This is a genomic window from Vibrio salilacus (assembly GCF_002811245.1).
Classification (GTDB): domain Bacteria; phylum Pseudomonadota; class Gammaproteobacteria; order Enterobacterales; family Vibrionaceae; genus Vibrio; species Vibrio salilacus.
The window spans coordinates 12,230-37,074 of sequence record NZ_NIVQ01000007.1; the positions used below are offsets into that span (position 1 = coordinate 12,230).

Genomic DNA, 24,845 nt, shown 5'->3' on the forward strand with positions numbered 1-24,845 from the left:
TTACAATAGGAGGTTGTTTTATGCAAAAACGTAGAATGCAGTCAAAACGCCTTAATAAAACGGTTACCGCAACTCGACGCAAGCGTATGCTCAGCAACAACAAGAAAAAAGTCATTGCACGTCACCGAGCCTTTATGCAGTTGATCGCAGAATAACTTAAACCCACAAGCGCCTTATTCAAGGCGTTTGTCTTATCTGATGAGCACCTACTCGTCAGGCTGCTGCGGGTCTTGCTCACTCCCCTACTCTACTTGTTTCGCCTGTTTTCTTTGCGCTTTTTGTTCTTTGCGTCGGCGTTTAAAAAAGCTCTGCAACTGAGCTCGGCACTCTTGCTCTAACAGTCCGCTTTCTACATCGGCATAATGGTACGCCGCTTGATGCTCAAACAAATTAAGCACCGTTCCGGCCGCCCCTGCTTTAAGATCTGGCGCTGCAAATACAATACGTTTTACTCGGCTATGCAACAGCGCTCCTGCGCACATTGGGCATGGCTCTAACGTCACATATAACGTGGTATCAAGTAAACGGTAATTGCCTAACACTTGGCCGGCTTTACGCAGCGTTTGTATTTCAGCATGTGCCGTCGCGTCATGTTCGCTGATGGATAAATTCCATCCCTCGGCAATAATTTGACCGTCTTTAACTAATACCGCGCCGACCGGCACCTCGCCCTGCTGCTCAGCCAACTCTGCCAGTTGCATCGCTCGACGCATAAATTGGTGATCTTGCTGACTAAATGGGCTTAATTGTATGTTATCGCTCATGATTGTTCTCGGTTTAGCGCTGTAGATAAATAGTCAATCAAGGTACGGACTTTTGATGTCAATCTTCGGCTTTGCGCATAGAGAGCCCAAATAACTTCCTGATTGCCTAAACGAATCGCCAAGTCGTAACCCTCTTGAACTAAATCTATACGTTGATTCGACAAGACTAAATCGAGCTCAATTTGAGGATGCTGCAACAAAAACTGATGCATTAACGGCGCATTACGTTATCGTAATAGTTTATTTCAGATTAAGGTAATTATCATTAATTAAGAAACAAATACACTAGGCTTATCGGATGCAAACACGCTGACTTAGCGAACTATAGGAACCATCATGACTGAACAATTTATCAAATCTCGCGCGGCAGTGGCTTGGGGGCCAAATCAACCACTGAAAATCGAAGACGTCGACGTTATGCTCCCCAAAGCAGGCGAAGTTCTCGTGCGTATTGTCGCAACGGGCGTATGTCACACCGATGCCTTTACTCTTTCGGGTGAAGATCCGGAAGGAATATTCCCTAGTATTCTCGGCCATGAAGGCGGCGGTATCGTCGAAATGATCGGTGAAGGGGTGACTAGCGTTGAAGTCGGCGATCATGTCATTCCACTCTATACTGCTGAATGTGGTGAATGTAAATTCTGTCAATCAGGCAAAACCAATCTATGCCAAGCTGTTCGCGAAACCCAAGGTAAAGGCCTAATGCCAGACGGCACCACTCGCTTTTACAAAAATGGTCAGCCAATTTATCACTACATGGGCTGCTCGACTTTCTCTGAATACACGGTACTGCCTGAAATCTCACTGGCGAAAGTAAGCAAAGACGCGCCACTAAAAGAAGTGTGTTTGCTAGGTTGCGGTGTGACTACTGGCATGGGCGCGGTGCTTAATACCGCCAAAGTTGAGCAAGACGATACCGTTGCTATTTTCGGTCTCGGCGGCATCGGCCTTTCAGCAATCATCGGCGCTCGTATGGCTGGTGCAAGTCGCATCATCGGTATCGACATCAACGAAAGTAAATTTGAACTGGCTCAGCAATTGGGCGCTACCGATGTAATTAACCCGCAATCGTGCGATAAACCAATTCAAGATGTGATTATCGAGATGACTGACGGCGGCGTTGATTACTCGTTCGAATGTATCGGTAACGTCAACGTCATGCGTCAAGCGCTTGAGTGCTGTCATAAAGGTTGGGGCGAGTCGGTGATCATTGGCGTTGCTGGTGCGGGGCAAGAGATCTCAACCCGTCCATTCCAATTAGTCACAGGACGTGTATGGCGTGGTAGCGCATTTGGCGGCGTCAAAGGTCGTAGTGAACTACCAGAAATAGTCAATCGTTACATGGCGGGAGAGTTTGGCCTGCAAGAGTTCATTACTCACACCATGGGGCTGGAAGATATCAACCAAGCGTTTGAGTTAATGCACAACGGTGAAAGCATCCGCAGCGTAATCCATTACTAATCTCTCCAAGGGCGGCGTTTAATCACGCCGCACTTTGTTGTAACTAGGAGCCCCAATGACCATTGAAAACATCAGCCAAGCCAAAGTTTTTTCTGGCTGGCACAAACAGTATCAACACCATTCCGACGTACTAAACTGCCAAATGTGCTTCGCCATTTTCCTGCCTCCGCAAGCCAGTGACACCAACCCGGTGCCTGTGCTTTATTGGTTGTCCGGCCTTACCTGCAGTGACGAAAATTTCATGCAGAAAGCCGCGGCCTTCCGCATCGCTGCCAAACTCGGTATTGCTATCGTTGCTCCTGACACCAGCCCACGCGGTGACGCAGTGGCCGATGCTGCTGATGGTGCTTATGATCTTGGCCTTGGCGCAGGTTTCTATGTCAATGCCACTCAGGCACCTTGGAATAAGCACTATCACATGTACAGCTACGTCGTCGATGAACTGCCGAAATTAGTTGAACAACACTTCCCTGTCACGCAAGTGCGCTCGATCTCCGGCCACAGCATGGGCGGCCATGGCGCGTTAATGATTGGTTTACGCAATAGCGACAAATACCGTTCTATCTCGGCGTTTAGCCCTATTACTCATCCAATCAACTGCCCTTGGGGACAAAAAGCATTTAGCCATTATCTGGGCAATGATAGCCAAGCGTGGAAAGAGTATGACAGTGTCGAACTGCTCAAATCGCGCCAAGCCAGTGTGCCGATTTTGGTAGACCAAGGCGAAGACGACAGCTTTTTACAGCAGCAGTTAAAACCAGAGTTACTGCTTGCTGCGGCAGAGGCATCGCAAAGCAATATAAAACTGCGTATGCAACCGGGCTATGATCACAGCTACTTCTTTATTCAAAGCTTTATTGATGATCATTTAAGATTCCATGCCAATTATCTAAAAGATTAAACCTATATTAAAAGATTAAACCTATATTAGCGCCGAAAACAACAAAGCCCGTCATGTGACGGGCTTTGTTGTTTCAACATTTAGCTTACATAGTGTAAGTGTATGGTGCTTGAATACCTAGTGGGATGCCTAACATCCAGTAGGCCACAAGGAAGATAGACCAACCGATTAACATCGCAATCGAGAACGGCATCATCAATGAAGCAAGTGTACCGATCCCCGTTGACTTCACGTAGCGCTGACAGTAAACCACCACTAGCGGGAAGAAGACCATCAGAGGCGAAATGATGTTCGAAACTGAATCACCAACACGGTAGGCCGCTTGCGATAGCTCAGGAGAGATACCCACAGCCATTAACATAGGCACTAGAATAGGGCCAATCAGCGCCCACTTGGCCGATGCAGAGCCGATCAACAAGTTGACACACGCCGTCAGCAAAATCATACCCACAATGGTCGCTTCACCCGGCAAGTTCATCGCTTTCAAACCTTCAGCACCGTAGAGCGCAAGCATAGTACCGATGTTTGACTGAGCAAATGCTGATAGGAACTGTGCACAGAAGAATGACATCACGATATAGGCCCCCATGGTTGACATGGTATCCGCCATCGCCTTGATAATATCGTTGCTGGTTTTGAATGTGCCTGACACTTTACCGTAGACATAACCAGGGATAATAAACAGAATGAAGATCAATGGAACGATAGACTTCATTATCGGCGCAGAAAAGGCGGTGATTTCACCTTCAGGCGAACGCAAGGCTGAGTTTTCAGGCACAAGAGCAGCAACGAGAATAGCAATACCCACCATCATCGCCCAACCGGCATAACGGAATGCTTTTGATTCGATCTCGGTAAACGTACCAAGGTTAGGCGCTGTTTCTGCGTCTTCATCGATAGGCGTATTCGCCAGACGTGGCTCAATGATTTTCTCGGTTACATACCAACCAATCGCCACGATAATAACCGACGACATGCCAGTGAAGAAAATATTCGCCAGTGGGTTTACCACATATTCTGGATCAAGTACGTTCGCAGCTGTTTGAGTAAAACCGGCTAAAAGCGGATCGATACCTGAAGGAATGAAGTTGGCCGAGAAACCGCCAGAAACGCCAGCGAACGCCGCGGCAATACCAGCCAGAGGGTGACGACCTGCCGCATGGAAAATGATACCACCTAGCGGGATAACCAGTACGTAGCCCGCATCCGCTGCTGTGTGTGACACAATAGCCACCAGAATAAGCATTGGCGTAAGCAGCTTGGCTGGTGTGAAGTTAAGCATTTTCTTCAGACCAGTGGTAATAAAGCCTGAAGAGTCCGCCACACCGACACCAAGCATCGCGACCAGCACAATACCTAGCGGCGCAAATCCAGTAAACGTTGTGACCATGTTAGCGAGGAAACTTGCTAAAGATTCGCCAGTTAAAAGGTTATTGATCGCAAGTGCTTCGCCCGAACGAGGATTAATCAGATCAAAGCTAAAGTTTGATAACAGCGCCGACGTACCCCAAGTGATCATTAGTGCCCAAAAGAACAAAATAGCAGGGTCGGGAATCTTATTACCGACGCGTTCGATAAAGTTTAAAAAGCGGTCCATCCCACTCGGCTGTGATGACGGTGCATTATTGATTGTTTCGTTACTCATGGTAACTCCATATGTGATGTTGTAGCCGAAGACCTTTATGCGGTTATTATGTTGGCCTATTTTTAACTAAACATTCTATAAAAGCCGGCAACGAAAAGCACAGTATTCTAGTGGTTTTTCCATAATTGGAGACATATTTTGCAAAAACACCATTGACGTGCAACATTATAAAAACACGACCTCCCCTCGAAATGAAACAAGTTAGAAACAAGTATTAAACCAAGCTGTAAAGCGTATCGTACGCTGGAAGATAACAACGACTCATTTAGACGAAATTATTCACTTGAGTGGTAGCCGTGTTGAGCTGAAAGCAGGGTTAGAATAGAAATCGATTGCCTATCACCACTTCTCTGTGGCCAACTAACATTAACTTGCACTTGTTGCAGGTCATTGCTGTCCCAACCAGGCACTGGCGATAATTGCCAGCGAATATGATAAGGCGCATACAGTTCCAACTCAGTACCCGACTGCAATAACGCAAAATCCGCAACTTCAGTGTCGGAGTATCCACTGACAGCTCCGCGTGTCCCAAACCACTCTAATTGTTGCTCTGCTAAGTTAAGCGCCACAACACTGTTCACCGCAAAATCGGCTCTTTGCTCGACACTAACTTGCAGCTTGGTTAGCCCAAGAGACGCAATACTGATCATCGCCAGCGCAACTAATACCTCTAGCAAACTGAACCCTTGCCGACTACTCAACATACCAGCCTCCACGTACCCAACGAAATCGCGTTTGACCACTGTTTTCTGTATTACTCGCAAGAAAGTGAAAACGGCGACGCATTTGATGCTGACCAAATGTAGCTGTAATGACAAATTGCCCGGTCGGCAGAGCCTCGACCGCCAAGCGATCAATCGTCACTATTGCTGCACAGCGATCCAGTTGCGAGGCGTTATTAAGTACAAGAGCAAGGTTGGATTGATGCGCAACCACACTCGCGGCAGCACACTCAATTCCACCTTCAAGACGCCAGTGAATTTGCCGCACTTTCACCTCATTTTGCGCTCGTTTGATTTGATACATGACCGTTTTCATCGAAGCCAAGTTCATCATCAATGCGGCCGCTAGCAACACTGACGTCATTATCAAGGTGATCGCGCCGCACTGTTCTTGATAGCGCTTCATTAGAAATTTCTCAGTAAAGTGGTTAGCTCAAGTTGATGAGCAATGGTCGGGTCGGTCATCAAGCGCCCAGAAAGGCGAATCGTTATACTTTGATTCTCAGCCCCTTCGCCAACTATCGCAGCATCCGTAACGCTAAATTCAGTCACCGATATTTGCTCGGGATTAAATAAGTTAAAACAGTGACCATTCCAACCTGATAGCGAGGCATGATAAAACGACACCGAGCCAGTCAATTGCTTTTCGCACAACAGTAAACCGTGGCCAACCGCTGCGTCTAAAGAGAGGTGATGTTTCACTACCACGGTGCGAAACACCTCTTGCCCCGTTGTAGCAATACGATAAACGTAGCCAAGCGCACTGGGCGATGATTCAAGGTGAACGATATGCGAACTGGAGGTAAGAGAAACCGGCGAAGCGGCTGTGGGATCATAACCCGCGCGTTGCAGATCTTGTTTGATTTGCAAGGCAGCGCTGGCTAGGTTTTGGATTAATAGTAACTGTTTTGAACGTTGGGTAGCTAGCTTTTGACCACTAATGAATATCGCCCCAACAATACTTAGTGCCATCACACCTAGTAGCGTCGCCGCGAGCAGTTCCATCAAACTCACGCCGCGTTGAGCACACTTTAGCGACATGGCGAATATCCGTAATATGACCCATCAATGCCGCACAACATCACTCGATTACCGCCAAAAGAGCTGCTCAGTTTCAGCTTGGCTTGTGGTTTGTGATGGCTATAAAAGGTGATGCTCCCGGCTTTAATCCGCCCACGCTCAGCCGCGAATTTAATTTTGTCCGCGGAGTAGGTCCAACTCATGGCGATGCTAGTAAACCACTCCCCTTGTAATACCAATAAGGTCTTGCCACTATTTGCCGCACTCGCATCCGTCAGAGTCAATTGCCAAATCGCCGCACTCGGATAACTAAAGTGCGCCCATAAATCCTGATTACGCCAAATCGCCTCAGATCGAGCCTGAACCATAAAGCCACTAAGCTCATCAGCTAAACGGCGCATTTGTCCATTGTGGCTAAGCCCGCTCACTTGAGGCGCGGCGCTAACCAGTAAAACACTGAGTATGGCGATCACAACAACCAGTTCAAAGAGTGTAAAGCCGCGAAACATTTCTCAAATTCCCATGTAATTCGTTATGACGATGGTTTTTCATCTTGTTGAGATGCTAACAGTTCTCAACAATAGGCAAACACTCATCCATAAAAGCTGGGAAACAATGAAAATGAATCACTGCAAACAGAGCACAACAAGAGTAATTGGCATGACATTGATCGAGTTAGTGATCGTTGTGGCTATCATCAGTCTACTGGCGGCCATCGCCTATCCTAACTATCAACGCTACCTACTGCGCGGCCAGCGTACCGCGGCTTTAGCTGACTTGGCGTTAATTCAGCTCGAAGTAGAACGAAATTATCAAACCAGTTATCTCCAAGCTAGTGAAGGCGTCATAACCCAAGGTCACTGCAATGGGTGTCAAAGTTCACCTCAGCAATACACATTGTCACTCTCGGCAACTGAAGACGACTACATAATCTCGGCCACCCCAATCGGCATCCAACGTAACGATCGCTGCGCCGAACTCAGTTATCAACAACTGTCGCTCGATCACGCAGGCAATCAACAACCGGCGAAATGTTGGAAATAGCCGATACAAAAAAGCCTGCACGAGGCAGGCTTTTGGGTTTTATATGCGTTGATACTTAATTAGCTAGTAAGGTCATCAAAGAACTTTTTTACGCCATTGAAGAAACCTTCAGCTTTTGGCTTATGCTTAGTAGCCGCATCGCCACCACATGACTCTTCAAATTCTTTCAGCAGCTCTTTTTGACGCGAGCTTAAGTTCACTGGTGTTTCTACCACTAACTTAACAATCAGATCGCCAACACCGCCACCGCGAACACCTTTAACACCTTTACCACGCATACGGAACATACGGCCCGTTTGTGTCTCAGTCGGCACTTTTAGGTTCACACGACCATCTAGCGTTGGGACTTCGACTTCACCGCCTAATGCGGCCATAGCGAAGCTCACCGGCACCTCACAGTACAAGTTGTTGCCATCACGTTCAAAGATATTGTGTTCTTTGACGTGAACTTGCACATACAAGTCACCTGCTGGTGCACCCATTTCACCCGCTTCACCTTCGCCTGAAAGACGAATGCGATCACCAGTGTCAACGCCTGCTGGGATCTTAACGTTGAGCGTCTTGCTCTTTTGCGAACGGCCTTGACCATGACACACATTACATGGGTCTTTAATGATCTTACCTTTACCATGACAGGTAGGACAGGTCTGTTGAACCGCAAAGAAACCTTGACGCATTTGTACTTGGCCGTGACCATGACAGGTTCCACAGGTTTCCGGCGATGAGCCTTTCTTCGCACCACTACCTTCACAGCTGTCGCAATGAACTAATGTGGGTACTTCGATCTCTTTAGAAACACCACGTACCGCTTCTTCAAGCGTGAGCTCCATGTTGTAACGTAGATCGGCACCACGTTGGGCACGATGTCCGCCGCCGCCACGACGACCACCACCAAAGATGTCACCGAATACGTCGCCAAAGATGTCGCCAAAGTCGGCCTGACCGCCACCAAAGCCGCCGCCGCCACCCATACCACCTTGTTCAAAGGCTGCATGGCCATATTGATCATAAGCAGCTTTCTTTTGCGGATCGAGTAAGACTTCGTACGCTTCTTTTACTTCTTTAAACTTATCTGACGAGGTGTCATCACCCTGATTGCGATCAGGGTGAAATTTCATCGCTAAGCGCTTGTACGCTTTCTTAATATCGCGCTCTGATGCATCGCGGCTTACGCCTAATACTTCGTAAAAATCACGTTTCGACATTTTCTTCGTCACCAATGTAGTACTGCAAGCAATGTGTCTTCCCATGCTTACTGTTAGCAGGGGCATCGCTTGATGGTTGTATCATTCTAGATAAAGGCTCGAAAGTTCACGTTCAAGAACCATTATCTAGAATGACAACTAAGTTACAAACATACGGGCGTATGAGTTTCCTCAAACGCCCGCATTAAAGTTAAGTGCAGTTAGAATCAAGAATTATTTCTTGTCTTCCTTCACTTCTTCGAACTCAGCATCAACAACATCGTCGTCTTGCTTAGGCTGTTCGCCCGCTTCCGCACCTTGTTGAGCTTGAGCTTGCTGCTGAGCGATTTCCATCAGCTTTTGAGCCGCTGTCATAAGTGCTTGGACTTTAGCGTCGATCGCTTCTTTGTCTTCGCCCTTACGTGCGTCTTCTAGCTCAGAGATAGCTGCTTCAATCTTCTCTTTCTCGTCAGCTGGAAGAGCGTCACCCGCTTCTTCAACTTGCTTACGAGTACCGTGAATCATTTGGTCAGCTTGGTTACGTGCAGTGGCTAACTCTTCGAACTTTTTGTCCGCTTCTTTGTTAGCTTCCGCTTCTTGTACCATTTTCTCGATGTCTTCATCGCTTAGACCGCCAGAAGCTTGGATCGTAATCTTCTGCTCTTTACCAGTCTGCTTGTCTTTCGCTGATACGTGAAGGATACCATCCGCATCTAGGTCGAAAGTTACTTCGATTTGTGGCATGCCACGTGGTGCAGGCTGAATACCTTCTAGGTTAAATTGACCTAGAGACTTGTTGTACATTGCCTGCTTACGCTCACCCTGTAGAACATGGATAGTTACCGCGTTCTGGTTGTCTTCTGCTGTAGAGAAGACTTGGTTCGCTTTTGTTGGGATAGTGGTGTTCTTCTCAACTAGCTTAGTCATTACGCCGCCCATAGTCTCGATACCTAGAGACAGAGGAGTAACGTCTAGCAGAAGAACATCTTTCACTTCACCCGCAAGAACACCACCTTGAACCGCAGCACCCATCGCTACCGCTTCATCAGGGTTCACGTCGCGACGTGCTTCTTTACCGAAGAATTCTGCTACTTTCGCTTGAACCATAGGCATACGAGTCTGACCACCTACTAGGATTACATCATTGATGTCGCCCACAGATAGGTCTGCGTCAGCTAGAGCAACTTTCAATGGTTCTAGAGAACGTTGCACTAAGTCTTCAACCAGCGATTCTAGCTTCGCACGTGTCACTTTGATGTTCATGTGCTTAGGACCCGTCGCATCAGCAGTCACGTATGGCAGATTCACATCTGTTTGCGTTGTAGAAGAAAGCTCAATTTTCGCTTTTTCTGCTGCTTCTTTCACACGCTGCATCGCAAGCGGATCAGTTTTTAGGTTGATACCTTGTTCTTTCTTGAACTCGTCAACCAAGTAGTTGATTAGACGGTTATCAAAGTCTTCACCACCTAGGTGTGTGTCACCGTTGGTTGCAAGTACTTCAAATGTCTTCTCGCCTTCAACTTCATCAATTTCGATAATTGAGATATCGAATGTACCACCACCAAGGTCGTATACCGCGATTGTGCGGTCGCCGCCTTTCTTATCAAGACCGTAAGCAAGCGCTGCTGCTGTTGGTTCGTTGATGATACGTTTAACTTCTAGACCTGCAATACGTCCAGCATCTTTAGTTGCTTGACGCTGAGCATCGTTAAAGTATGCAGGTACTGTGATAACTGCACCTGTAACTTCTTCACCAAGAAAGTCTTCAGCCGTTTTCTTCATTTTCTTAAGAACTTCAGCAGAAACCTGAGGCGCTGCCATTTTCTGGCCTTTCGCTTCTACCCAAGCATCACCGTTATCAGCCTTAATAATTTTGTATGGCATGATTTCGATATCGCGCTGAACTTCTTCATCTTCAAAGCGACGACCGATTAGACGCTTGATTGCAAATAGCGTGTTTTCAGGGTTTGTAACTGCTTGACGTTTTGCTGGCTGACCGACTAACGTCTCACCGTCTGTGTATGCAATTACCGATGCGGTGGTGCGCTCACCCTCTGCGTTTTCAATTACGCGTGGTTTGTCGCCGTCTAATACAGCAACACATGAGTTAGTAGTACCTAAGTCAATACCAATGATTTTACCCATCAGGCTATCTCCGAATAAATGTCTATTTTCGTTTTGCTCTACCCCCTATGTGGGGGACGTAGGATCGGGTTTCAACCCTTGCTCACAAACAAAAATAATGATGTTTGCTTCTCTATGCACCATAGATAAGGGCGACAAATGGCTTTTCAAGGGACAAAGCAAAAAAAAATGTGCTTTTTGCTGAAAAACAAAAGCGAGACACTGGGCCTCGCTTGATAAAAACGTTATCGCGGATTACGCGTTTGCTTGAGCGGGCTCAGCTTCAATCTTTTCAGGCTTACCGATTTCACCTTCTGATTTTGCGACAATCGTGTTGACCGCAGTATCGCCAACCACGTTTGAAGACGTACAGAACATATCATTGATACGGTCAACAGCGGCAATAATGGCTAAACCTTCTGGCGGTAAACCCAGTTGGTGAAGCAGAACCCCAACCATAACCACACCACCACCAGGAACACCACCAGCACCAATGGACAGTAGCAAGATAGTTAGACCTAAAGTGAATAGGTCCGTACTGTTGATTGGCTGACCAAATGCGTTGGCAACAAAGATAGTCGCCAGCGCAATATAGATAGACACACCAGACATGTTCATTGTCGCGCCTAGTGGTACACCAAAACCGGCCACTGATTTAGATACGTTCAGCTTTTCAGTCAGAGTACGCATAGTCACTGGAATCGTTGCGTTCGAGCTTGCTGTTGATAGTGAGAACAAGATCTGCTCACGTGTCGCACGCAAGAAAGCTTTTGGTGACGTGCCTGTCGCAAGGCCTACCGCCATTGGGTAGAAGAAGAAAATCCAGAACACTAGCATGGCAACAACAAGTGCGACATAACCTGCAACAGACATTAGCGTGTTCGCATCTAGCGTTGCACCTAGCTGGATCATTAGCGCAAAGACACCGTATGGCGCAAGGCTCATGACAAGGCCAACTAACTTCATCATGATTTCGTTCGCCATTTTGAACGTACGGATAGCAGGGCCACCACGTGAATCAAGCGCTTGAATCGCCAGACCAGTCAAAATCGCCATAAAGATGATTTGCAGCATGTCACCATTAGCAAACGCCTGAACAGGGTTGCTTGGTACAATGTTAACCACTAATGAGAAAATATCCGGCGTTTCAGTCGTGGTTAATTTAACGGTTTCTGAAATCGTACCCGCAAGATTTGCATCCGCACCCGGCTGGAAAATCATACCAACGGTCAGGGCTGCCGTAATCGCAATGATGGTATTGATAATGTAAAGAGCAAAAGTTTTCCCACCAAGGCGACCGAAAGCAGTGATGTCTTTAAGGTCAACGATACCGCACACAATTGAAACATAGACCAAAGGTACAACAAGCAATTTGATCAACGATACAAACATACCGCCGGCACCTTCAGCCGTACCTAAAAGGTAAGTGTCAAAAATGGCTACACCGCTAAATAAGTACTGGATGGCGGTACCAATAACAAGACCTGCAAACAAGCCTACAAAAATCTTGCTTGAAAGGGATTTATCCATCATTCATCTCCAGAATGTTGTGTTTATAATTTATGATTTTATAGTTTAATCCGCCATTTTTCTCGGCGGAGTTCGCACATAGTACACATTGAGTTTACAAAATAAAGACTTTGTTTACGATAATGTTACAAATTTCAAATCAGAAATTAATTTTATTACAGACTGAAAATCAACAATGATTTACCAAATCAGATAGTTGCAAAGCCGTACGGAATCTGGTCTGACAAGGATAAAAAAAGAGAGGCTAAGCCTCTCTTTCATCAATTAAACCAATTGATTGATATACAGATTATTTGGCAACCATCACCATGGCAGGACGAATCAAACGACCGTTTAACTCATAGCCTTTCTGCATAACAAACATCACGGTGTTTGCTTCATGATCTGGGCTTTCTTGAATTGACATTGCTTGGTGCAACTCTGGATTGAATGCCTCACCCTCTGGGTTGATCTCTTTAAGACCAAACTTAGACACAACATCAGCAAACGTTTTGTGCGTCAGCTCGACACCTTCAAGTAACGGTTTAATCGCTTCATTTTCGGTATCAGCTGCTTGAATGGCACGCTCTAGGTTATCGATCACTGGCAACAACTCTTCTGCGAACTTGTTCAGTGCGAATTTGCGCGCTTTATCAATTTCTTGCTCAGAGCGGCGACGCATATTTTCTACTTCAGCTTTTGCACGTAGAACGCTGTCTTGTTGCTCTTGAACTTTTGCTTCGCTTGAAAGCAGCGCTGCTTCTAATTGAGCAATCTTCGCTTCTTTCTCATCTAGCTCAGTTTCCTCGTTCCATTCGATATCAGCATCAGTACCCACAACTTCTGCTTCTTGCTCAACATCCTGCTGTTGTTGTAGCTCTTCTTCTTTGATCTTGTTTTCTTCGTTGCTCATGATATCTCCAGAATTCATATCAACCGCCCTCAATACATCACGTTTATTATATTGAGATACACAAAAATTCGCATAAATAGTTAACTTGCCATTATTATGGGGATGAAGATTGTCGATTCAAGCCTATTTGGTGCGGAAAACCTATGAAAAAACCTTTTGAAGTGATCGCCATCATTGGAAAACCTAGAGATCAGCAAGCGATAGCAACCCATAGAGAGCTATACATCTGGCTTCAAGACCAAGGTTACAAGGTCTATATCGATGATCGTTTGAGCGAGATTTTAGATGATATTCCAAGCGATGATTTTGCCAGCTTAATTCAATTAGGCCAAATGGCCGATCTCGCCATCGTGGTCGGCGGTGATGGAAACATGCTTGGCGCGGCGCGTGTACTATCGAGATTTGATATCTCTGTCATTGGTGTCAACCGTGGCAACTTGGGCTTTTTGACCGATCTCGATCCTGAAGATTTCCACGCTACGCTGTCTGCGGTTCTTGGTGGTGATTACATCGAAGAAGAGCGTTTTTTACTTGAAGCCGAAATACATCGTCACGGTCAAATAAAAAGCCATAATGCAGCACTCAATGAAGCGGTGCTCCACCCAGGCCAAGTCGCGCGTATGATTGAGTTTGAAGTCTACATTGATGACAGTTTTGCTTTCTCGCTGCGTGCCGATGGCTTAATTGTTTCAACACCGACCGGCTCAACCGCTTACTCTCTCTCTGGCGGAGGCCCGATTTTATCTCCTAGCCTTAACGCAATCTCTTTGGTTCCTATGTTCCCCCACACACTGTCGAGCCGACCATTGGTTGTCGATAGTAAGCGCCACATCAAGCTTATCGTTTCACCAGATAATCGTGGGGCGCAAGAAGTCAGTTGCGATGGCCAAGTTTCACTGCCGGTCTCTCCTGGTGATGAAGTGCATATTTATCAAAGCCCTAATGGCCTCAAGCTGATTCATCCTAAAGACTACAGCTACTATCACGTCTTGCGTAATAAGTTAGGCTGGTCGAGTAAGTTATTTTAGTGCCGCGCGCGCAAGACAAACCCGCAGCTTCGAATTGACGCCGCCGATCACTTTAGAGCCTGATCACAAAATTTTTGGCCTGGAACTTTACTGTATAAAGAAACAGTATATACTGTTTTCTTATACAGTATTGTTCATTAAAACAGGTACAAAAAATGCTGGCTCATCTAAGTGTTAATAATTTTGCAATTGTTAAGTCTCTACAGCTAGAGCTATCCACCGGTATGACAACCATCACTGGCGAAACAGGTGCGGGTAAATCAATCGCTATCGATGCCCTTGGGCTTTGTCTAGGCGGACGCGCGGAAGCCAGCATGGTAAGACAAGGCGAAGAAAAAACCGAAGTTAGTGCGGCTTTTTCGCTTGAGAACAACCTTAACGCCACTCGATGGTTAGAAGACAATGACTTACTCGATGGTAGTGACTGCATTTTACGTCGCATAATCAGTAAAGAAGGTCGTTCACGCGCCTTTATTAACGGCAGTCCGGTTCCCCTTTCTCAGTTAAAATCACTTGGACAACTGCTGATCAACATCCACGGCCAACATGCACACCATCAACTGATGAAGAGCGAGTATCAAATGGCGATGCTTGATCAGTACGCAGGCCATAGCAACTTGCTGAAAAGCACACGTAACGCCTATCAGTCATGGCGTCAGGCCGATAACCAACTTAAGCAACTTAAAGAAAACAGCGTAGCTAACATGGCTCAGAAGCAGTTGCTTGAATACCAAATCAAAGAACTTAATGAACTTTCTCTTGGCGAGGATGAATATGAAGAACTCGAACAAGAACATAAACGCCTATCCAATAGCGGCGAACTTGCCTCTACCTGTCAGCACGCCATCGAACTTATTTACGAAGGTGAAGAAGTTAATGCGCTTGGTATTTTGCAATCGGCCAATCACGCCTTAATTCAGTTAGCTGAACTTGATGATCACTTAGCCGAACTACCGAACATGGTTGCTGAAGCGATCATTCAAATTGAAGAGGTTAACAGTGAATTACGTAACTACTTAGATAATATTGACGTTGACCCAGCGCGTATGGTCTTTGTCGAAGAACGTTTTTCTAAAGTGATGTCTATCTCCAGAAAACATCATGTCATGCCTAATGAACTCTATCCACATCAGCAAGATTTACTCGCCCAGATTGAACAACTCGACTGCTCGGAAGAACGTATCGAAGAACGACAGCAAGAGGTTGAAGCCAAATATCATGCGTTCTTAACTGCGTCAGAAAAACTGCACAAATCACGCTTACGTTACGCCAAAGAATTAAACAAGCTTATTACCGCTAGCATGCACGAACTGAGCATGGAAAAAGCGAAATTTAGCATTGAGGTATGTAACCAAGGGGCACACCCCTCTCCGCTCGGGATGGACAGCGTCTGCTTTATGGTTTCTACCAACCCAGGTCAACCAATGCAGCCCATCGCTAAAGTGGCATCAGGGGGAGAGCTTTCACGTATTTCACTCGCTATTCAGGTGATTACCGCGCAGAAAGTCGAAACCCCTAGCCTAATCTTCGATGAAGTTGATGTCGGCATCAGTGGCCCAACGGCTGCGGTAGTCGGTAAAATGTTGCGTAAACTCGGACAATCAACTCAGGTAATGTGTGTCACGCACTTGCCTCAAGTGGCTGGATGTGGTCATCAGCAGTTGTTTGTCGCTAAGCACACTAAAGCAGGTAAGACAGAAACCCAAATGCACCGTCTTGATGATGAACAGCGCGTAACTGAGCTCGCTCGCCTGCTCGGTGGCAGCGAAATCACAGACTCAACACTTGCCAATGCCAAAGAGCTATTGATTGCCGCTTAGTCTAACTCTACGAGCCAAAGCTGTTTTTATGGGCAATTTTGGCTCTACTTTGCAACCAAATTCAAAAATCATGGTCTCAAACAACGCAAAACGCGTTCAGCTTTTTACTTTAGCCGCTAGCTTGTTTATTATCGGCTGAGTTTGATCATTATCCGTTACAAAGAATTTAAGTATGCAATTTAAAAAGTGGCTTATCGCTGTACCACTCGCAATGACAATGCTGACAGGCTGCTCTTTACTAGAAAAGCTTGTGTATCGCATTGATATAAACCAGGGCAACTATGTTGAACAAAGCGCAGTCGAACGACTCAAGTTCGGAATGACCAAAGAACAAGTTCGTTATGTTCTGGGCTCGCCGATGCTCGTCGAAAATGGTTACCCAGACATTTGGTACTACATTTACCACCATACTGAAGGCCACAACGACTCGATTCAAAAGAACCTGATTGTTGATTTCAATGATAACGGTCAGTTAGTTAGTATTTCTGGTGACTTCACGCCAAGTAATGATTTCTTCGAAAGCATTAACTAAGCGAGTAGCGAGAAATTAAAAAGGGTTGACGTTTTGCGTCAACCCTTTCTTTTTGGACGAGATATCTCTGTTTAACAACCAAAGCGTCTTGCTTTAAGTCTCTTTCTTCGACGGCGATTTCTTACTGACCGCGTCAGCATCACTTGCCGCCTTAGCTTGCTCGGCACGCTTACGACGAATTTCTTTTGGGTCAGCCAATAACGGGCGATAAATCTCTATCCGGTCTCGGTCATTTACCGTTGCATCGAGCTTAATATTACGGCTAAACACGCCTACCTTATTCTTGGTTAAGTCTATTTCAGGATACAACTCAAGCACACCCGATTGAACAATGATCTCTTCAACGGTCATCTCTTTATTAACTACTAGCGTAAAAACACGCTGCTCGTGAGGCAGTGCGTACACCACCTCTACATGAATCATATCCGACTCAATACTCATAAACTGGGTACACCTGCTTTGCGCGTTTAGTAAATGCATTGACCATATTGCTGGTCAATTCGTTGAAAATTTTGCCAAACGCCATTTCTATCATCTGACTTGAAAATTCGAACTCGAGTTTTAGCTCAACTTTGCACGCCTGTTCGTCAAGTGGGGTAAAAAACCAACCGCCTTTTAGCGTTTTAAAGGGGCCATCAACCAAATTCATGATGATCGCTTCACCATGAATCAGCTCATTGGCTGTGGTAAACGTTTTGCTGATCCCAGCTTTAGCCACATCAACCGAAGCCACCATTGCATTTGAGCTCGACTCAATCACACGTGAACCCGAACACCCCGGCAAGAACTCCGGATAACGGTCTACATCGTTCACTAGATTGAACATCTGCTGTGCACTAAACGACACCAATGCAGAACGGCTAACTTGCTTCATATCGACTCCTCGTAATACAGCCTGAACCTCAAGCATGAGCTAATTTTACTTTTATTTGCACCAAGCGCAAATAAAGGGATTTCATAACCTCACTTGTACCCGTATAATGCACCCATTATGGTAAAGAAAAAATCCAAACAAAAAGCGGGTAGCAATACCATCGCTGTCAATAAGAAAGCTCGCCACGAATATTTTATCGATGATGAAATTGAAGCAGGCTTAGAGCTACAAGGCTGGGAAGTTAAGTCACTTCGTGAAGGCAAAGCCAATATCGCGGAAAGCTACGTCTTTATGCGTGACGGAGAAGCCTTTGTCAGTGGCATGACTATTACTCCATTAAACCAAGCATCAACACACGTTGTGGCTAACCCAACGCGTGTTCGTAAGCTACTTTTAAGTCGTCGTGAACTCGATAATTTACTGGGCCGCGTCAACCGCGAGGGTATGACACTAACAGCGCTATCGCTCTATTGGTCTCGCTCTTGGGTGAAGATCAAAATCGGTGTTGCCAAAGGTAAGAAGCTGCACGACAAACGTACTGATCTTAAAGAAAAAGATTGGGCTCGAGAAAAAGCACGGGTAATGAAGAGCTCGCTGCGTTAATATTGAGCACTTAAACGCATTAAGCTAGACAGGTAACACTTTTCTGGTACTATGCGTACAACACTTGGGGCTGATTTAGGATTCGACAGGAATTTTGAAGTCTGAGGTGCATGCCGTGGGGCGGTTTGCCACGTAAAAAGCCGCAAAAAAATAGTCGCAAACGACGAAAACTACGCACTAGCAGCTTAATAACCTGCTCAGAGCTCTCTCGCCCTAGCTTCCGCACGTAAGACGGGGAATAACGAGGGATCAAATCCAAACGCGCTAGCCCGGATTCTCCCGCCTGAGAGGTGAACGGCGAATTTTAATTCAGGATAGCCTTTGACTGGCGTGTCGGTTCGCAGGTCACTGGTGAAATTAAAGATCGACTAAGCATGTAGTACCAATGATGAATGGTTCTTGGACGCGGGTTCAAATCCCGCCAGCTCCACCAAACGTTTGGAAAGGGCGGTAACTCTCTGAGTTATCGCCCTTTTTGTATCTCCTAGCCAACAATTGCCGCTCCGCAACCGTATATTGACCAACGACAAATCAAACCAAGAGCCAATGTCTCTAACAGTGATAACTCGCCCTATAAATCGGTGGGGATCGCTCGAATGGTAGTCAAACGCAATAAACCCAAGCCGTTACCAGAAACGCCAAACCAACTGACCAAGCAATCGAAAGCCAGTCGCAACAGTGCCTATCGCAGCTTCCATAGCTACAACAATCCATTCTGCTCATCAACAATTTTGACTTACATCCTATGAGTAACAATTTACTCATAAATAGTCTTTCCATAAATTAATGAGTAACTTATTACTCATAACTTGAAAATAAACGACTTTACGAGTAAAGTTTTACTCATTGATAAGTAGAGGTGTTGTTGATGGAAGAACTAACCGTACAAGCTTTTATCAGAGGTGAATGGGTAGATATTGGTATCATCTCATTCCCTAAAAGTAGCCAACATAATTTCCGAGTGACTGAACTCAACTACCTCAGCGACTATGCGCTAGAACATCACGATAAAGATGACTTTCACGCGGTGTCACTAAACCACCCTGTCTCATTCTTTTTTGATGACATGGGTAAACCTGGATGGTTAACGTTTCTAGATGATATTATGCCTAGTGGCGCTAGTAGACGATACTGGGTCAAACACCTAGATATTGAAGACCTTAGTTCTGATGAACAAGACTATGTTTTGCTCAAGTTTGGCACAATGTCGCCTATTGGTAACTTAAGAGTAAAAGACTCTCTTCCTGAGCGCTACGAAGTAGCAGACAACCTCTACTTCTCTGTTGATGATGTTAAAAATCGAGCAGGTGATTTCCTCGACTATGCACAACAAAGAGGGGCAGCCGCAGGTGGTGCAACAGGGGCTGGAGGTGAAGCGCCAAAACTGATCCTCCGATGTGGTTTCGATCATGGTTCTGGCAGCGAAAAAATATGGATTGATCCATACCAAGATGACAATAGCAACCACGACTTACATTACTTAGTAAAGTACCCTAGAGGCTCAAAAAGCACCATCGACTGTAATATTCTAAGAGCTGAGTTCTACTTCTACCACGAGCTAACTGAAATGGGAGTTGAAACCATCGCCACCGACGGTATGCGCTTGGAGGAAGGATTAAACTACCCTTCCTTATGGCTGCCTCGATTTGATGTTCAAATTACTAATCAACAAATAGAGAGATTTGGCATGGAATCTGTGTATTCCATTTTGAACAAAGGCGCTGGGGTCACTCTTGATCACGAAACAACAATCCGAACTCTCATAGAAAAAATTACCGAAAGCCATATGGTTAAACACCAAGGGTATAGGTTTGATACCCAAGCTTTCATCATTGAATGGGTGAAGAGAGATCTACTCAACATCTTGTTTGGTAATAGTGATAACCATGGCAGAAACACTTCATTCTTAAAAGGTGATGGCGTCATAAAGCTTGCTCCCGTTTACGACTTCGCACCAATGAAAGCTGATCCTGAAGGTATTCCAAGAACAACAAAATGGAAAGCCCCACTAGAGGTTGGCGGAACTTACGACTTCGTCGGAATAGCAGGCACCTTATCTGATCTGGTGCCAAAAGAAGTGTTATTAAAAGAGCTAGCGATTACTGCAAGTAAATGCGTAGGCCTAAAGCAGAGACTCGCTTTACGAGGAGCACCAGAACAAATCTTGGAGATGCCAGCCGTTGGGCTTAATCATATATCAGAAAAACTCACTAAATGGGGGCTACTATGAATAAGCCAAGCAATAAGGAGTCCGTACAAGATACGGTGGCTCGCCTAAGAGCAAGCCGAAATCAACAGCAGGCCAAGACTGGGAAGAATGCAACTCATTCGACCAAAGAGCGAATGCAACTTAATACCCCAACGAGATCAAAAGCCTCAAAAAACGCCAAAGCAGTCAGTGCAGCAGAACGCAAAACAGAGGCAAACAAAATCATCAAACACTTATTGCTTGGAGAGCTAACACAAGGTCAAGCGTTAAAAAGTTTACGCATTAATATACTGGGACTCAAACAGGATGTGTTCGCAAGACTTGTCGATGTCTCAAGAAAAACACTCTCAGATATAGAGAATGATCGGGGCAGCTACAATACAGAGATTCTCAACAAGGTATTCAAACCATTTGGCTTAAAAGTCGGAATGCTACCGTCTTCTCCCAATGTGTTAAAATCGCTACTAATAGATGGTGAGGCTGGGTAAATGCTCAGTATCAGCTTTCTTGTTTTAGATTGAATAGTCATAAGAACTCAATCTTTTTAAATGAATTAGAAATACATGGACACGGGTTCAGTTCCTTTTTCAGTAGGATTGTCATGTAACCCCCACCATCACCTTTTCGGTGACCCGGGCACTATCATTGTCTTTGACACTTCAACTTACAGCGATCACTGCCGATGCGGTTATAAACTATTGTGGCAAGTTCATGGAGTAAGCTTTTATAACTGCTGAACTGGCTGCGAAATCGCGCTACTACTTTTCTTCATAATACCTAACGTATGCAAAAAACCTTTTAGCATAATGGCATAAATAAACATCATCGGCAGACCAGCCACCACACATAGTGACTTAATGGTCTCAATGCCTCCGCCCGCTAAAAACACACTTAAGCTAATCAAACCAATGGCAGCCGCCCATAGTAGTTTGACTCGATTATCGGGGTCACCGTTCAATTCAAGCTGATTAGTGGTCAACATCGCCGTTGCGACACTGGCGCTCGACATCGTGGTCAACATTAAGAAGAACTGAATGATTAAGAATAAAGCGAGGATCCATCCACCACCGGGTAATGTTTTGATCAAAGAAACCACCGCATAGGTTAATCCTCCTTCGGCCATCCAATCTTGAATCGGTAAGCCGCCAAGCATTTGCGCCCATAACGCATAACCACCAAAAATAGAGATAAAAAATGTACAGCCTAAAGCGCCCATAGAAAGAGTATAAAGGATAACTTCTTGGATGGTTCGACCACGAGAAATTCGGGTAATAAACAGCCCCATCATGATCAAATAGGCGTAATACCAAAACCAATAATACTGAGTCCACCCTTCAGCAAAACCACTTTGTTGAACCGGATCGGTCCACAAGGACATTCTAAAAAAGTTATCCAGCATGACACCCAATGAATCGGTAAAATTATTGACAATAAAGGCTGGCTGAGTAACCAGTAACACAAACAGCGCAAACACAATCGCCAGTGTTACTGTCCAGTTTGAAATTTGATTAATCCCTTGATTAAAGCCCACCAACATCACTGCGACCAATGCGCTGACAAACAACAGAATAATTATCCCTTGGAGGCCCAAGCTGTTGTTTATGTCTAATAGATCGGCAATGCCAGTACTCACTAAGGTCACCGTTAACGCCAACGAGCTAGCAAAAGCGGCCAGAGTGCCAAAAATCGACAATAGATCGATACTTTTGCAGACCAGCGGATGGTTGCCGACCACGGATGAACATAAACTCGACACTTTTAGGCTGCGCCTTTTCTGCACATAAAAAGCATACGCAAAAGGAATCGCGGGGAAGCAGTAAATTGCCCAGCCAGTGATCCCCCAATGGAAAATCGAATAGGTCACAGCCCAAGCCGCAGCTGGATAACTATTGGCTTCTGCAAATAGAGGTGGCGATTGTAAATAATACATTGGCTCACCAATTGCCCAATAAATCAGTGAGGCTCCGACACCTGCAGTGAAGATCATGCCACCATAAGAAAAGTTGCTGTATTCGGTTTTCTCCTCGCCAAGGCGAATTTGACCGTGTTTTGAAAAGGCTAACCAGAGTAAAAAGCCAACTAAGGCTAAGCTCGCTAGTTGCACCAACCAGCCAAACCAGTGACTCACCCACGCCATGGCCTGGCCTGCCATCGCTTGGGAATTGGCAGGATAAAGCGCAGAGACGCTAAGCAACGTCAATACCAAAATAATCGCCGGAAAGGCTAAACCATAATTAAGATTTTTCAAGCGCTTGCCTCCAGTCATGTAAAGCACGAATATGAGTTGGGGTAATGCCGCAGCATCCACCGATCACGGTTGCCCCTAATCCATACCACTGTTTGGCGAACTCTAAATAGTCTTGGGCGCTAAACTCGCGCATCGTCTGTACGGTTTCATTAGCAGTGTGATTCGACTTAATCGGCGCAAAGCTATTAGCATACACACCAATCTCTAACGTTTTGTCTCGGCCGTTCAGGGTTCTTTTCGCTTGCTGAATCGCATCGGCCATCACTTCAGGTACTGAACAATTAAATAAAATCCCTGCCCCCCCTGCGGCATAAACCTGCTCAACCGCCTCCGATACCGACTGACCAGATCGCAACTGCGCCACATCACTATCGTCTTTTAAAGTAAACGCGTAATAACAAGGCTTGCTCGACTGTCTGAGTACCTTTTGAATCATGTCCAGCTCTTCTAGACTGGCGATAGTCTCTGCAATCCAGATATCAACATAAGGTGCTTGGGCTGTGTACAAGGTTTGAGTGACGTCTTGTGCTTGCTGGGCTTGAAACAAATCCGGCCGATAGCTGCCCATTGCAGGGGGAATCGCTCCCGCCACCTGAACAGTATGGGATGCTTGCTGCGCAACCTCAGCCGCAATCTGCGCCGCTAAACGAGCTAGCCTTGCGCCATCGCGGCGATATAAAGCATCACCTAAATGAAAAGGCACACAGGCATAACTATTAACGGTAATAATCTCTGCACCACTATCAATAAAGCTCTGGTGAGCTAAACGGACATGCTCTGGAGACTCAATCAGTGCTTGAGCACTCCATAACGGCTGAGAAAACGGCGCGCCAATACGTTTTAATTCGCGGCCCATACCGCCATCAAGAAGGGTAAATGTGCTCATATTCTTGTATCCATACTGCTTTATTGGTTCAAGCATTGAAGCATACTGTGAGCAAGATCATAGTGAATAAGCTTCACACACAACATGAAAATTTTTCAGGTAAGAGATTGGAAATAAATATCGATACCCTTCAACTTGAGATGCAGGTTTCAAGATCTGAAAATTGTCCATAATTCTGGATTCAAGTGACCCTGCAACCTTTGGTAGCATCACATCGAAAAGCGGTATGACTAACTGACAACCATCGTTTGTAAATGATTTACAACCTCAAAAAAAACTTACATGTCAAACCTTTAGGCACCCAATAATTTTTGTCATTAAATCGCCAATTATGCGAAAAATCCTCACAAAGCATCATTTAGTTATACTTCCGCCACAAATTTTAGTTTGAACTCAAACAATTGAGGGCGGTTTTAGTGTTTTTCTTGCAAGAGATGAACATATATTAAAAACGTTTAATTTGTATTTATGGAAAATGCATCAAAAAAATATAGTATCGAAACCACTGATTATCAGGTGTAGTCGCAACCGGCCTGCCGTTTACTTTAGTACTACTGGTGATGTGTTTCAGCCTGATCAAAGGGTTGCGAAGTGAACTCCCAGAGTACCAAGGTTCGTTGGCTAAAGTGGCCTCGGCCAGCTAATTCAATTCGCTGTGATAAATCAATGAGCACTCTATGTGCTCATTTTTTTGGCGATTATTTCCATTGAGATAATGGTCATCGATAAATCGCCACTCTCACCAAGCGATCCTCGCAAATCCTGCGTCGTATACTAAAGTTACATTTTAATCAAGAGGAGCCGTTATGCTAAGGCGCAATCCGATTCATATAGTGGCACTTGACCATGTGGTACTGCGAACCACCCAGCTTGAAGCGATGATTCATTTTTATCAGACCATTTTGGGCTGTCAGGTTGAACGCGAAAAACAAGATATTGGTTTGATTCAGTGCCGAGCGGGCAGTGCCTTAATTGATATCGTGCCACTAGATGGTGAACTAGGAAAAATGGGCGGTAAAGCCCCACAACAAGACGGACGTAACGTCGACCATTTTTGTCTACAAATTGAAGACTTTGATGAAGAGGAACTGCTTGATTATCTTGCTAAGCACCAAGTCAAAACCTCTGAGTTTGCCAAACGCTATGGCGCGCAAGGCTTTGGTCGCTCGGTGTACCTTGAAGATCCCGAAGGCAACGTTGTAGAGCTCAAACCTCATGTCCGATTTGAGCGCTAGCTTTTGATATTTCGACCATTTACATGCCTCAATAAGCAAGCGTATAGTGGCTAAATTACCGTCAAACTTGTGCCTAATCTCTCGGACCGGATACCTTGATTCGTTGTGAGCTGGAGGCGCTGC

The 24,845-nt window shown here is 45.5% G+C and carries 27 protein-coding genes and 1 other RNA gene; 13 read left to right on the forward strand and 15 right to left on the reverse strand.

The window, feature by feature from the left end:
• Positions 1-20 precede the first annotated feature (20 nt).
• The gene (locus tag CDZ87_RS17445; RefSeq protein ID WP_281251954.1) at positions 21-155 is read left to right on the forward strand and encodes a hypothetical protein; all 135 of its coding nucleotides are present in this window, start codon (positions 21-23) and stop codon (positions 153-155) included.
• A gap of 87 nt (positions 156-242) precedes the next feature.
• Here CDZ87_RS17445 and tadA read toward each other — a convergent pair whose 3' ends face one another.
• Both tadA and CDZ87_RS17565 read right to left on the reverse strand, forming a co-directional pair.
• The gene (tadA, locus tag CDZ87_RS06640; protein WP_100752763.1) at positions 243-764 is read right to left on the reverse strand and encodes a tRNA adenosine(34) deaminase TadA; all 522 of its coding nucleotides are present in this window, start codon (positions 762-764) and stop codon (positions 243-245) included.
• Positions 761-976, reverse strand: a complete 216-nt coding sequence (locus CDZ87_RS17565) for a hypothetical protein (RefSeq protein ID WP_100752764.1) — start codon at positions 974-976, stop codon at positions 761-763. The genes tadA and CDZ87_RS17565 overlap by 4 nt, the downstream gene beginning before the upstream one ends.
• A gap of 124 nt (positions 977-1,100) precedes the next feature.
• Here CDZ87_RS17565 and CDZ87_RS06650 point away from each other — a divergent pair, with 124 nt between their 5' ends.
• The gene (locus CDZ87_RS06650; RefSeq protein WP_100752765.1) at positions 1,101-2,225 is read left to right on the forward strand and encodes an S-(hydroxymethyl)glutathione dehydrogenase/class III alcohol dehydrogenase; all 1,125 of its coding nucleotides are present in this window, start codon (positions 1,101-1,103) and stop codon (positions 2,223-2,225) included.
• A gap of 55 nt (positions 2,226-2,280) precedes the next feature.
• The gene (gene fghA / locus CDZ87_RS06655) at positions 2,281-3,126 is read left to right on the forward strand and encodes an S-formylglutathione hydrolase (protein ID WP_100752766.1); all 846 of its coding nucleotides are present in this window, start codon (positions 2,281-2,283) and stop codon (positions 3,124-3,126) included.
• An 85-nt stretch (positions 3,127-3,211) separates the two neighbouring features.
• On the opposite strand, the gene CDZ87_RS06660 is transcribed toward fghA, so the two are convergent.
• The 5 genes from CDZ87_RS06660 to CDZ87_RS06680 all read right to left on the reverse strand — a co-directional run bounded on the left by CDZ87_RS06660 (position 3,212) and on the right by CDZ87_RS06680 (position 7,022).
• Positions 3,212-4,771, reverse strand: coding sequence for an AbgT family transporter (locus CDZ87_RS06660; RefSeq protein WP_100752767.1), 1,560 nt, complete (start codon positions 4,769-4,771; stop codon positions 3,212-3,214).
• A 275-nt stretch (positions 4,772-5,046) separates the two neighbouring features.
• Entirely contained in the window at positions 5,047-5,475 is a 429-nt protein-coding gene (locus tag CDZ87_RS06665; protein ID WP_100752768.1) for a type IV pilus modification PilV family protein, read from the reverse strand.
• Entirely contained in the window at positions 5,465-5,899 is a 435-nt protein-coding gene (locus CDZ87_RS06670) for a hypothetical protein (RefSeq protein WP_100752769.1), read from the reverse strand. The genes CDZ87_RS06665 and CDZ87_RS06670 overlap by 11 nt, the downstream gene beginning before the upstream one ends.
• Entirely contained in the window at positions 5,899-6,534 is a 636-nt protein-coding gene (locus tag CDZ87_RS06675) for a pilus assembly protein PilW (protein ID WP_100752770.1), read from the reverse strand. Before CDZ87_RS06675 ends, CDZ87_RS06670 begins: the two co-directional genes overlap by 1 nt.
• Positions 6,525-7,022, reverse strand: coding sequence for a GspH/FimT family pseudopilin (locus CDZ87_RS06680; protein ID WP_100752772.1), 498 nt, complete (start codon positions 7,020-7,022; stop codon positions 6,525-6,527). Before CDZ87_RS06680 ends, CDZ87_RS06675 begins: the two co-directional genes overlap by 10 nt.
• Before the next feature lie 151 nt (positions 7,023-7,173).
• Between CDZ87_RS06680 and CDZ87_RS17320 the strand changes: the two genes are divergently transcribed.
• Positions 7,174-7,557: a type IV pilin protein gene (locus CDZ87_RS17320; RefSeq protein WP_172953560.1), complete on the forward strand. Its 384-nt coding sequence runs from the start codon at positions 7,174-7,176 to the stop codon at positions 7,555-7,557.
• Between the two features lie 59 nt (positions 7,558-7,616).
• On the opposite strand, the gene dnaJ is transcribed toward CDZ87_RS17320, so the two are convergent.
• From dnaJ to grpE, 4 genes are all read right to left on the reverse strand, one after another.
• On the reverse strand, positions 7,617-8,762 hold the full coding sequence (gene dnaJ / locus CDZ87_RS06690) for a molecular chaperone DnaJ (RefSeq protein WP_038177228.1): 1,146 nt from the start codon (positions 8,760-8,762) through the stop codon (positions 7,617-7,619).
• 213 nt (positions 8,763-8,975) lie between these two features.
• The gene (gene dnaK / locus CDZ87_RS06695) at positions 8,976-10,886 is read right to left on the reverse strand and encodes a molecular chaperone DnaK (RefSeq protein ID WP_100752775.1); all 1,911 of its coding nucleotides are present in this window, start codon (positions 10,884-10,886) and stop codon (positions 8,976-8,978) included.
• 234 nt (positions 10,887-11,120) lie between these two features.
• Positions 11,121-12,395, reverse strand: coding sequence for a dicarboxylate/amino acid:cation symporter (locus CDZ87_RS06700; RefSeq protein ID WP_100752776.1), 1,275 nt, complete (start codon positions 12,393-12,395; stop codon positions 11,121-11,123).
• 289 nt (positions 12,396-12,684) lie between these two features.
• Positions 12,685-13,287 carry a nucleotide exchange factor GrpE gene (gene grpE, locus CDZ87_RS06705; protein WP_100752778.1) on the reverse strand — a complete coding sequence of 201 codons (603 nt, stop codon included), beginning with the start codon at positions 13,285-13,287 and terminating at the stop codon, positions 12,685-12,687.
• Between the two features lie 143 nt (positions 13,288-13,430).
• Here grpE and nadK point away from each other — a divergent pair, with 143 nt between their 5' ends.
• The 3 genes from nadK (at position 13,431) to bamE (ending at position 16,667) form a co-directional block, all read left to right on the forward strand.
• Entirely contained in the window at positions 13,431-14,315 is an 885-nt protein-coding gene (gene nadK / locus CDZ87_RS06710; RefSeq protein ID WP_100752779.1) for an NAD(+) kinase, read from the forward strand.
• Positions 14,316-14,470: 155 nt separating this feature from the next.
• Positions 14,471-16,135 carry a DNA repair protein RecN gene (recN, locus tag CDZ87_RS06715; RefSeq protein WP_100752780.1) on the forward strand — a complete coding sequence of 555 codons (1,665 nt, stop codon included), beginning with the start codon at positions 14,471-14,473 and terminating at the stop codon, positions 16,133-16,135.
• Positions 16,136-16,307: 172 nt separating this feature from the next.
• On the forward strand, positions 16,308-16,667 hold the full coding sequence (gene bamE, locus CDZ87_RS06720; protein ID WP_038177235.1) for an outer membrane protein assembly factor BamE: 360 nt from the start codon (positions 16,308-16,310) through the stop codon (positions 16,665-16,667).
• A 93-nt stretch (positions 16,668-16,760) separates the two neighbouring features.
• On the opposite strand, the gene CDZ87_RS06725 is transcribed toward bamE, so the two are convergent.
• On the reverse strand, positions 16,761-17,108 hold the full coding sequence (locus CDZ87_RS06725) for an RnfH family protein (RefSeq protein ID WP_100752781.1): 348 nt from the start codon (positions 17,106-17,108) through the stop codon (positions 16,761-16,763).
• Positions 17,098-17,541: an SRPBCC family protein gene (locus tag CDZ87_RS06730; RefSeq protein ID WP_100752783.1), complete on the reverse strand. Its 444-nt coding sequence runs from the start codon at positions 17,539-17,541 to the stop codon at positions 17,098-17,100. The genes CDZ87_RS06725 and CDZ87_RS06730 overlap by 11 nt, the downstream gene beginning before the upstream one ends.
• Positions 17,542-17,658: 117 nt before the next feature.
• Between CDZ87_RS06730 and smpB the strand changes: the two genes are divergently transcribed.
• The 5 genes from smpB to CDZ87_RS06750 all read left to right on the forward strand — a co-directional run bounded on the left by smpB (position 17,659) and on the right by CDZ87_RS06750 (position 20,841).
• Positions 17,659-18,144, forward strand: coding sequence for an SsrA-binding protein SmpB (gene smpB / locus CDZ87_RS06735; protein WP_100752784.1), 486 nt, complete (start codon positions 17,659-17,661; stop codon positions 18,142-18,144).
• A 66-nt stretch (positions 18,145-18,210) separates the two neighbouring features.
• Positions 18,211-18,577, forward strand: a transfer-messenger RNA (tmRNA) gene (gene ssrA, locus CDZ87_RS06740).
• Positions 18,578-18,740: 163 nt separating this feature from the next.
• Positions 18,741-18,893 (forward strand): hypothetical protein, encoded by a 153-nt coding sequence (locus CDZ87_RS17005; protein ID WP_157806455.1) that lies wholly within the window; start codon positions 18,741-18,743, stop codon positions 18,891-18,893.
• Positions 18,894-19,012: 119 nt separating this feature from the next.
• Positions 19,013-20,374 (forward strand): type II toxin-antitoxin system HipA family toxin, encoded by a 1,362-nt coding sequence (locus CDZ87_RS06745; protein ID WP_172953556.1) that lies wholly within the window; start codon positions 19,013-19,015, stop codon positions 20,372-20,374.
• Positions 20,359-20,841 (forward strand): helix-turn-helix transcriptional regulator, encoded by a 483-nt coding sequence (locus tag CDZ87_RS06750; protein WP_100752786.1) that lies wholly within the window; start codon positions 20,359-20,361, stop codon positions 20,839-20,841. The genes CDZ87_RS06745 and CDZ87_RS06750 overlap by 16 nt, the downstream gene beginning before the upstream one ends.
• 236 nt (positions 20,842-21,077) lie before the next feature.
• On the opposite strand, the gene CDZ87_RS06755 is transcribed toward CDZ87_RS06750, so the two are convergent.
• Both CDZ87_RS06755 and CDZ87_RS06760 read right to left on the reverse strand, forming a co-directional pair.
• A complete protein-coding gene (locus CDZ87_RS06755; RefSeq protein ID WP_100752787.1) occupies positions 21,078-22,601 on the reverse strand; it encodes a BCCT family transporter in 1,524 nt (507 codons plus the stop codon).
• Complete coding sequence (locus tag CDZ87_RS06760; protein WP_100752789.1) at positions 22,588-23,487, reverse strand: homocysteine S-methyltransferase family protein; 900 nt, start codon at positions 23,485-23,487, stop codon at positions 22,588-22,590. Before CDZ87_RS06760 ends, CDZ87_RS06755 begins: the two co-directional genes overlap by 14 nt.
• 806 nt (positions 23,488-24,293) lie before the next feature.
• On the opposite strand from CDZ87_RS06760, the gene CDZ87_RS06765 reads away from it, so the two are divergent.
• Entirely contained in the window at positions 24,294-24,722 is a 429-nt protein-coding gene (locus CDZ87_RS06765) for a VOC family protein (protein ID WP_100752790.1), read from the forward strand.
• The last annotated feature ends 123 nt before the right edge of the window (positions 24,723-24,845 follow it).

What these genes read in the sequence shown, in the direction of transcription:
- CDZ87_RS17445 (WP_281251954.1), top strand. Translation starts at nt 21, where the DNA reads ATGCAAAAACGTAGAATGCAGTCAAAACGCCTTAATAAAACGGTTACC.
- tadA (WP_100752763.1), bottom strand. Translation starts at nt 764, where the DNA reads ATGAGCGATAACATACAATTAAGCCCATTTAGTCAGCAAGATCACCAA.
- CDZ87_RS17565 (WP_100752764.1), bottom strand. Translation starts at nt 976, where the DNA reads ATGCATCAGTTTTTGTTGCAGCATCCTCAAATTGAGCTCGATTTAGTC.
- CDZ87_RS06650 (WP_100752765.1), top strand. Translation starts at nt 1,101, where the DNA reads ATGACTGAACAATTTATCAAATCTCGCGCGGCAGTGGCTTGGGGGCCA.
- fghA (WP_100752766.1), top strand. Translation starts at nt 2,281, where the DNA reads ATGACCATTGAAAACATCAGCCAAGCCAAAGTTTTTTCTGGCTGGCAC.
- CDZ87_RS06660 (WP_100752767.1), bottom strand. Translation starts at nt 4,771, where the DNA reads ATGAGTAACGAAACAATCAATAATGCACCGTCATCACAGCCGAGTGGG.
- CDZ87_RS06665 (WP_100752768.1), bottom strand. Translation starts at nt 5,475, where the DNA reads ATGTTGAGTAGTCGGCAAGGGTTCAGTTTGCTAGAGGTATTAGTTGCG.
- CDZ87_RS06670 (WP_100752769.1), bottom strand. Translation starts at nt 5,899, where the DNA reads ATGAAGCGCTATCAAGAACAGTGCGGCGCGATCACCTTGATAATGACG.
- CDZ87_RS06675 (WP_100752770.1), bottom strand. Translation starts at nt 6,534, where the DNA reads ATGTCGCTAAAGTGTGCTCAACGCGGCGTGAGTTTGATGGAACTGCTC.
- CDZ87_RS06680 (WP_100752772.1), bottom strand. Translation starts at nt 7,022, where the DNA reads ATGTTTCGCGGCTTTACACTCTTTGAACTGGTTGTTGTGATCGCCATA.
- CDZ87_RS17320 (WP_172953560.1), top strand. Translation starts at nt 7,174, where the DNA reads ATGACATTGATCGAGTTAGTGATCGTTGTGGCTATCATCAGTCTACTG.
- dnaJ (WP_038177228.1), bottom strand. Translation starts at nt 8,762, where the DNA reads ATGTCGAAACGTGATTTTTACGAAGTATTAGGCGTAAGCCGCGATGCA.
- dnaK (WP_100752775.1), bottom strand. Translation starts at nt 10,886, where the DNA reads ATGGGTAAAATCATTGGTATTGACTTAGGTACTACTAACTCATGTGTT.
- CDZ87_RS06700 (WP_100752776.1), bottom strand. Translation starts at nt 12,395, where the DNA reads ATGGATAAATCCCTTTCAAGCAAGATTTTTGTAGGCTTGTTTGCAGGT.
- grpE (WP_100752778.1), bottom strand. Translation starts at nt 13,287, where the DNA reads ATGAGCAACGAAGAAAACAAGATCAAAGAAGAAGAGCTACAACAACAG.
- nadK (WP_100752779.1), top strand. Translation starts at nt 13,431, where the DNA reads ATGAAAAAACCTTTTGAAGTGATCGCCATCATTGGAAAACCTAGAGAT.
- recN (WP_100752780.1), top strand. Translation starts at nt 14,471, where the DNA reads ATGCTGGCTCATCTAAGTGTTAATAATTTTGCAATTGTTAAGTCTCTA.
- bamE (WP_038177235.1), top strand. Translation starts at nt 16,308, where the DNA reads ATGCAATTTAAAAAGTGGCTTATCGCTGTACCACTCGCAATGACAATG.
- CDZ87_RS06725 (WP_100752781.1), bottom strand. Translation starts at nt 17,108, where the DNA reads ATGAGTATTGAGTCGGATATGATTCATGTAGAGGTGGTGTACGCACTG.
- CDZ87_RS06730 (WP_100752783.1), bottom strand. Translation starts at nt 17,541, where the DNA reads ATGAAGCAAGTTAGCCGTTCTGCATTGGTGTCGTTTAGTGCACAGCAG.
- smpB (WP_100752784.1), top strand. Translation starts at nt 17,659, where the DNA reads ATGGTAAAGAAAAAATCCAAACAAAAAGCGGGTAGCAATACCATCGCT.
- CDZ87_RS17005 (WP_157806455.1), top strand. Translation starts at nt 18,741, where the DNA reads ATGGTAGTCAAACGCAATAAACCCAAGCCGTTACCAGAAACGCCAAAC.
- CDZ87_RS06745 (WP_172953556.1), top strand. Translation starts at nt 19,013, where the DNA reads ATGGAAGAACTAACCGTACAAGCTTTTATCAGAGGTGAATGGGTAGAT.
- CDZ87_RS06750 (WP_100752786.1), top strand. Translation starts at nt 20,359, where the DNA reads ATGGGGGCTACTATGAATAAGCCAAGCAATAAGGAGTCCGTACAAGAT.
- CDZ87_RS06760 (WP_100752789.1), bottom strand. Translation starts at nt 23,487, where the DNA reads ATGAGCACATTTACCCTTCTTGATGGCGGTATGGGCCGCGAATTAAAA.
- CDZ87_RS06765 (WP_100752790.1), top strand. Translation starts at nt 24,294, where the DNA reads ATGCTAAGGCGCAATCCGATTCATATAGTGGCACTTGACCATGTGGTA.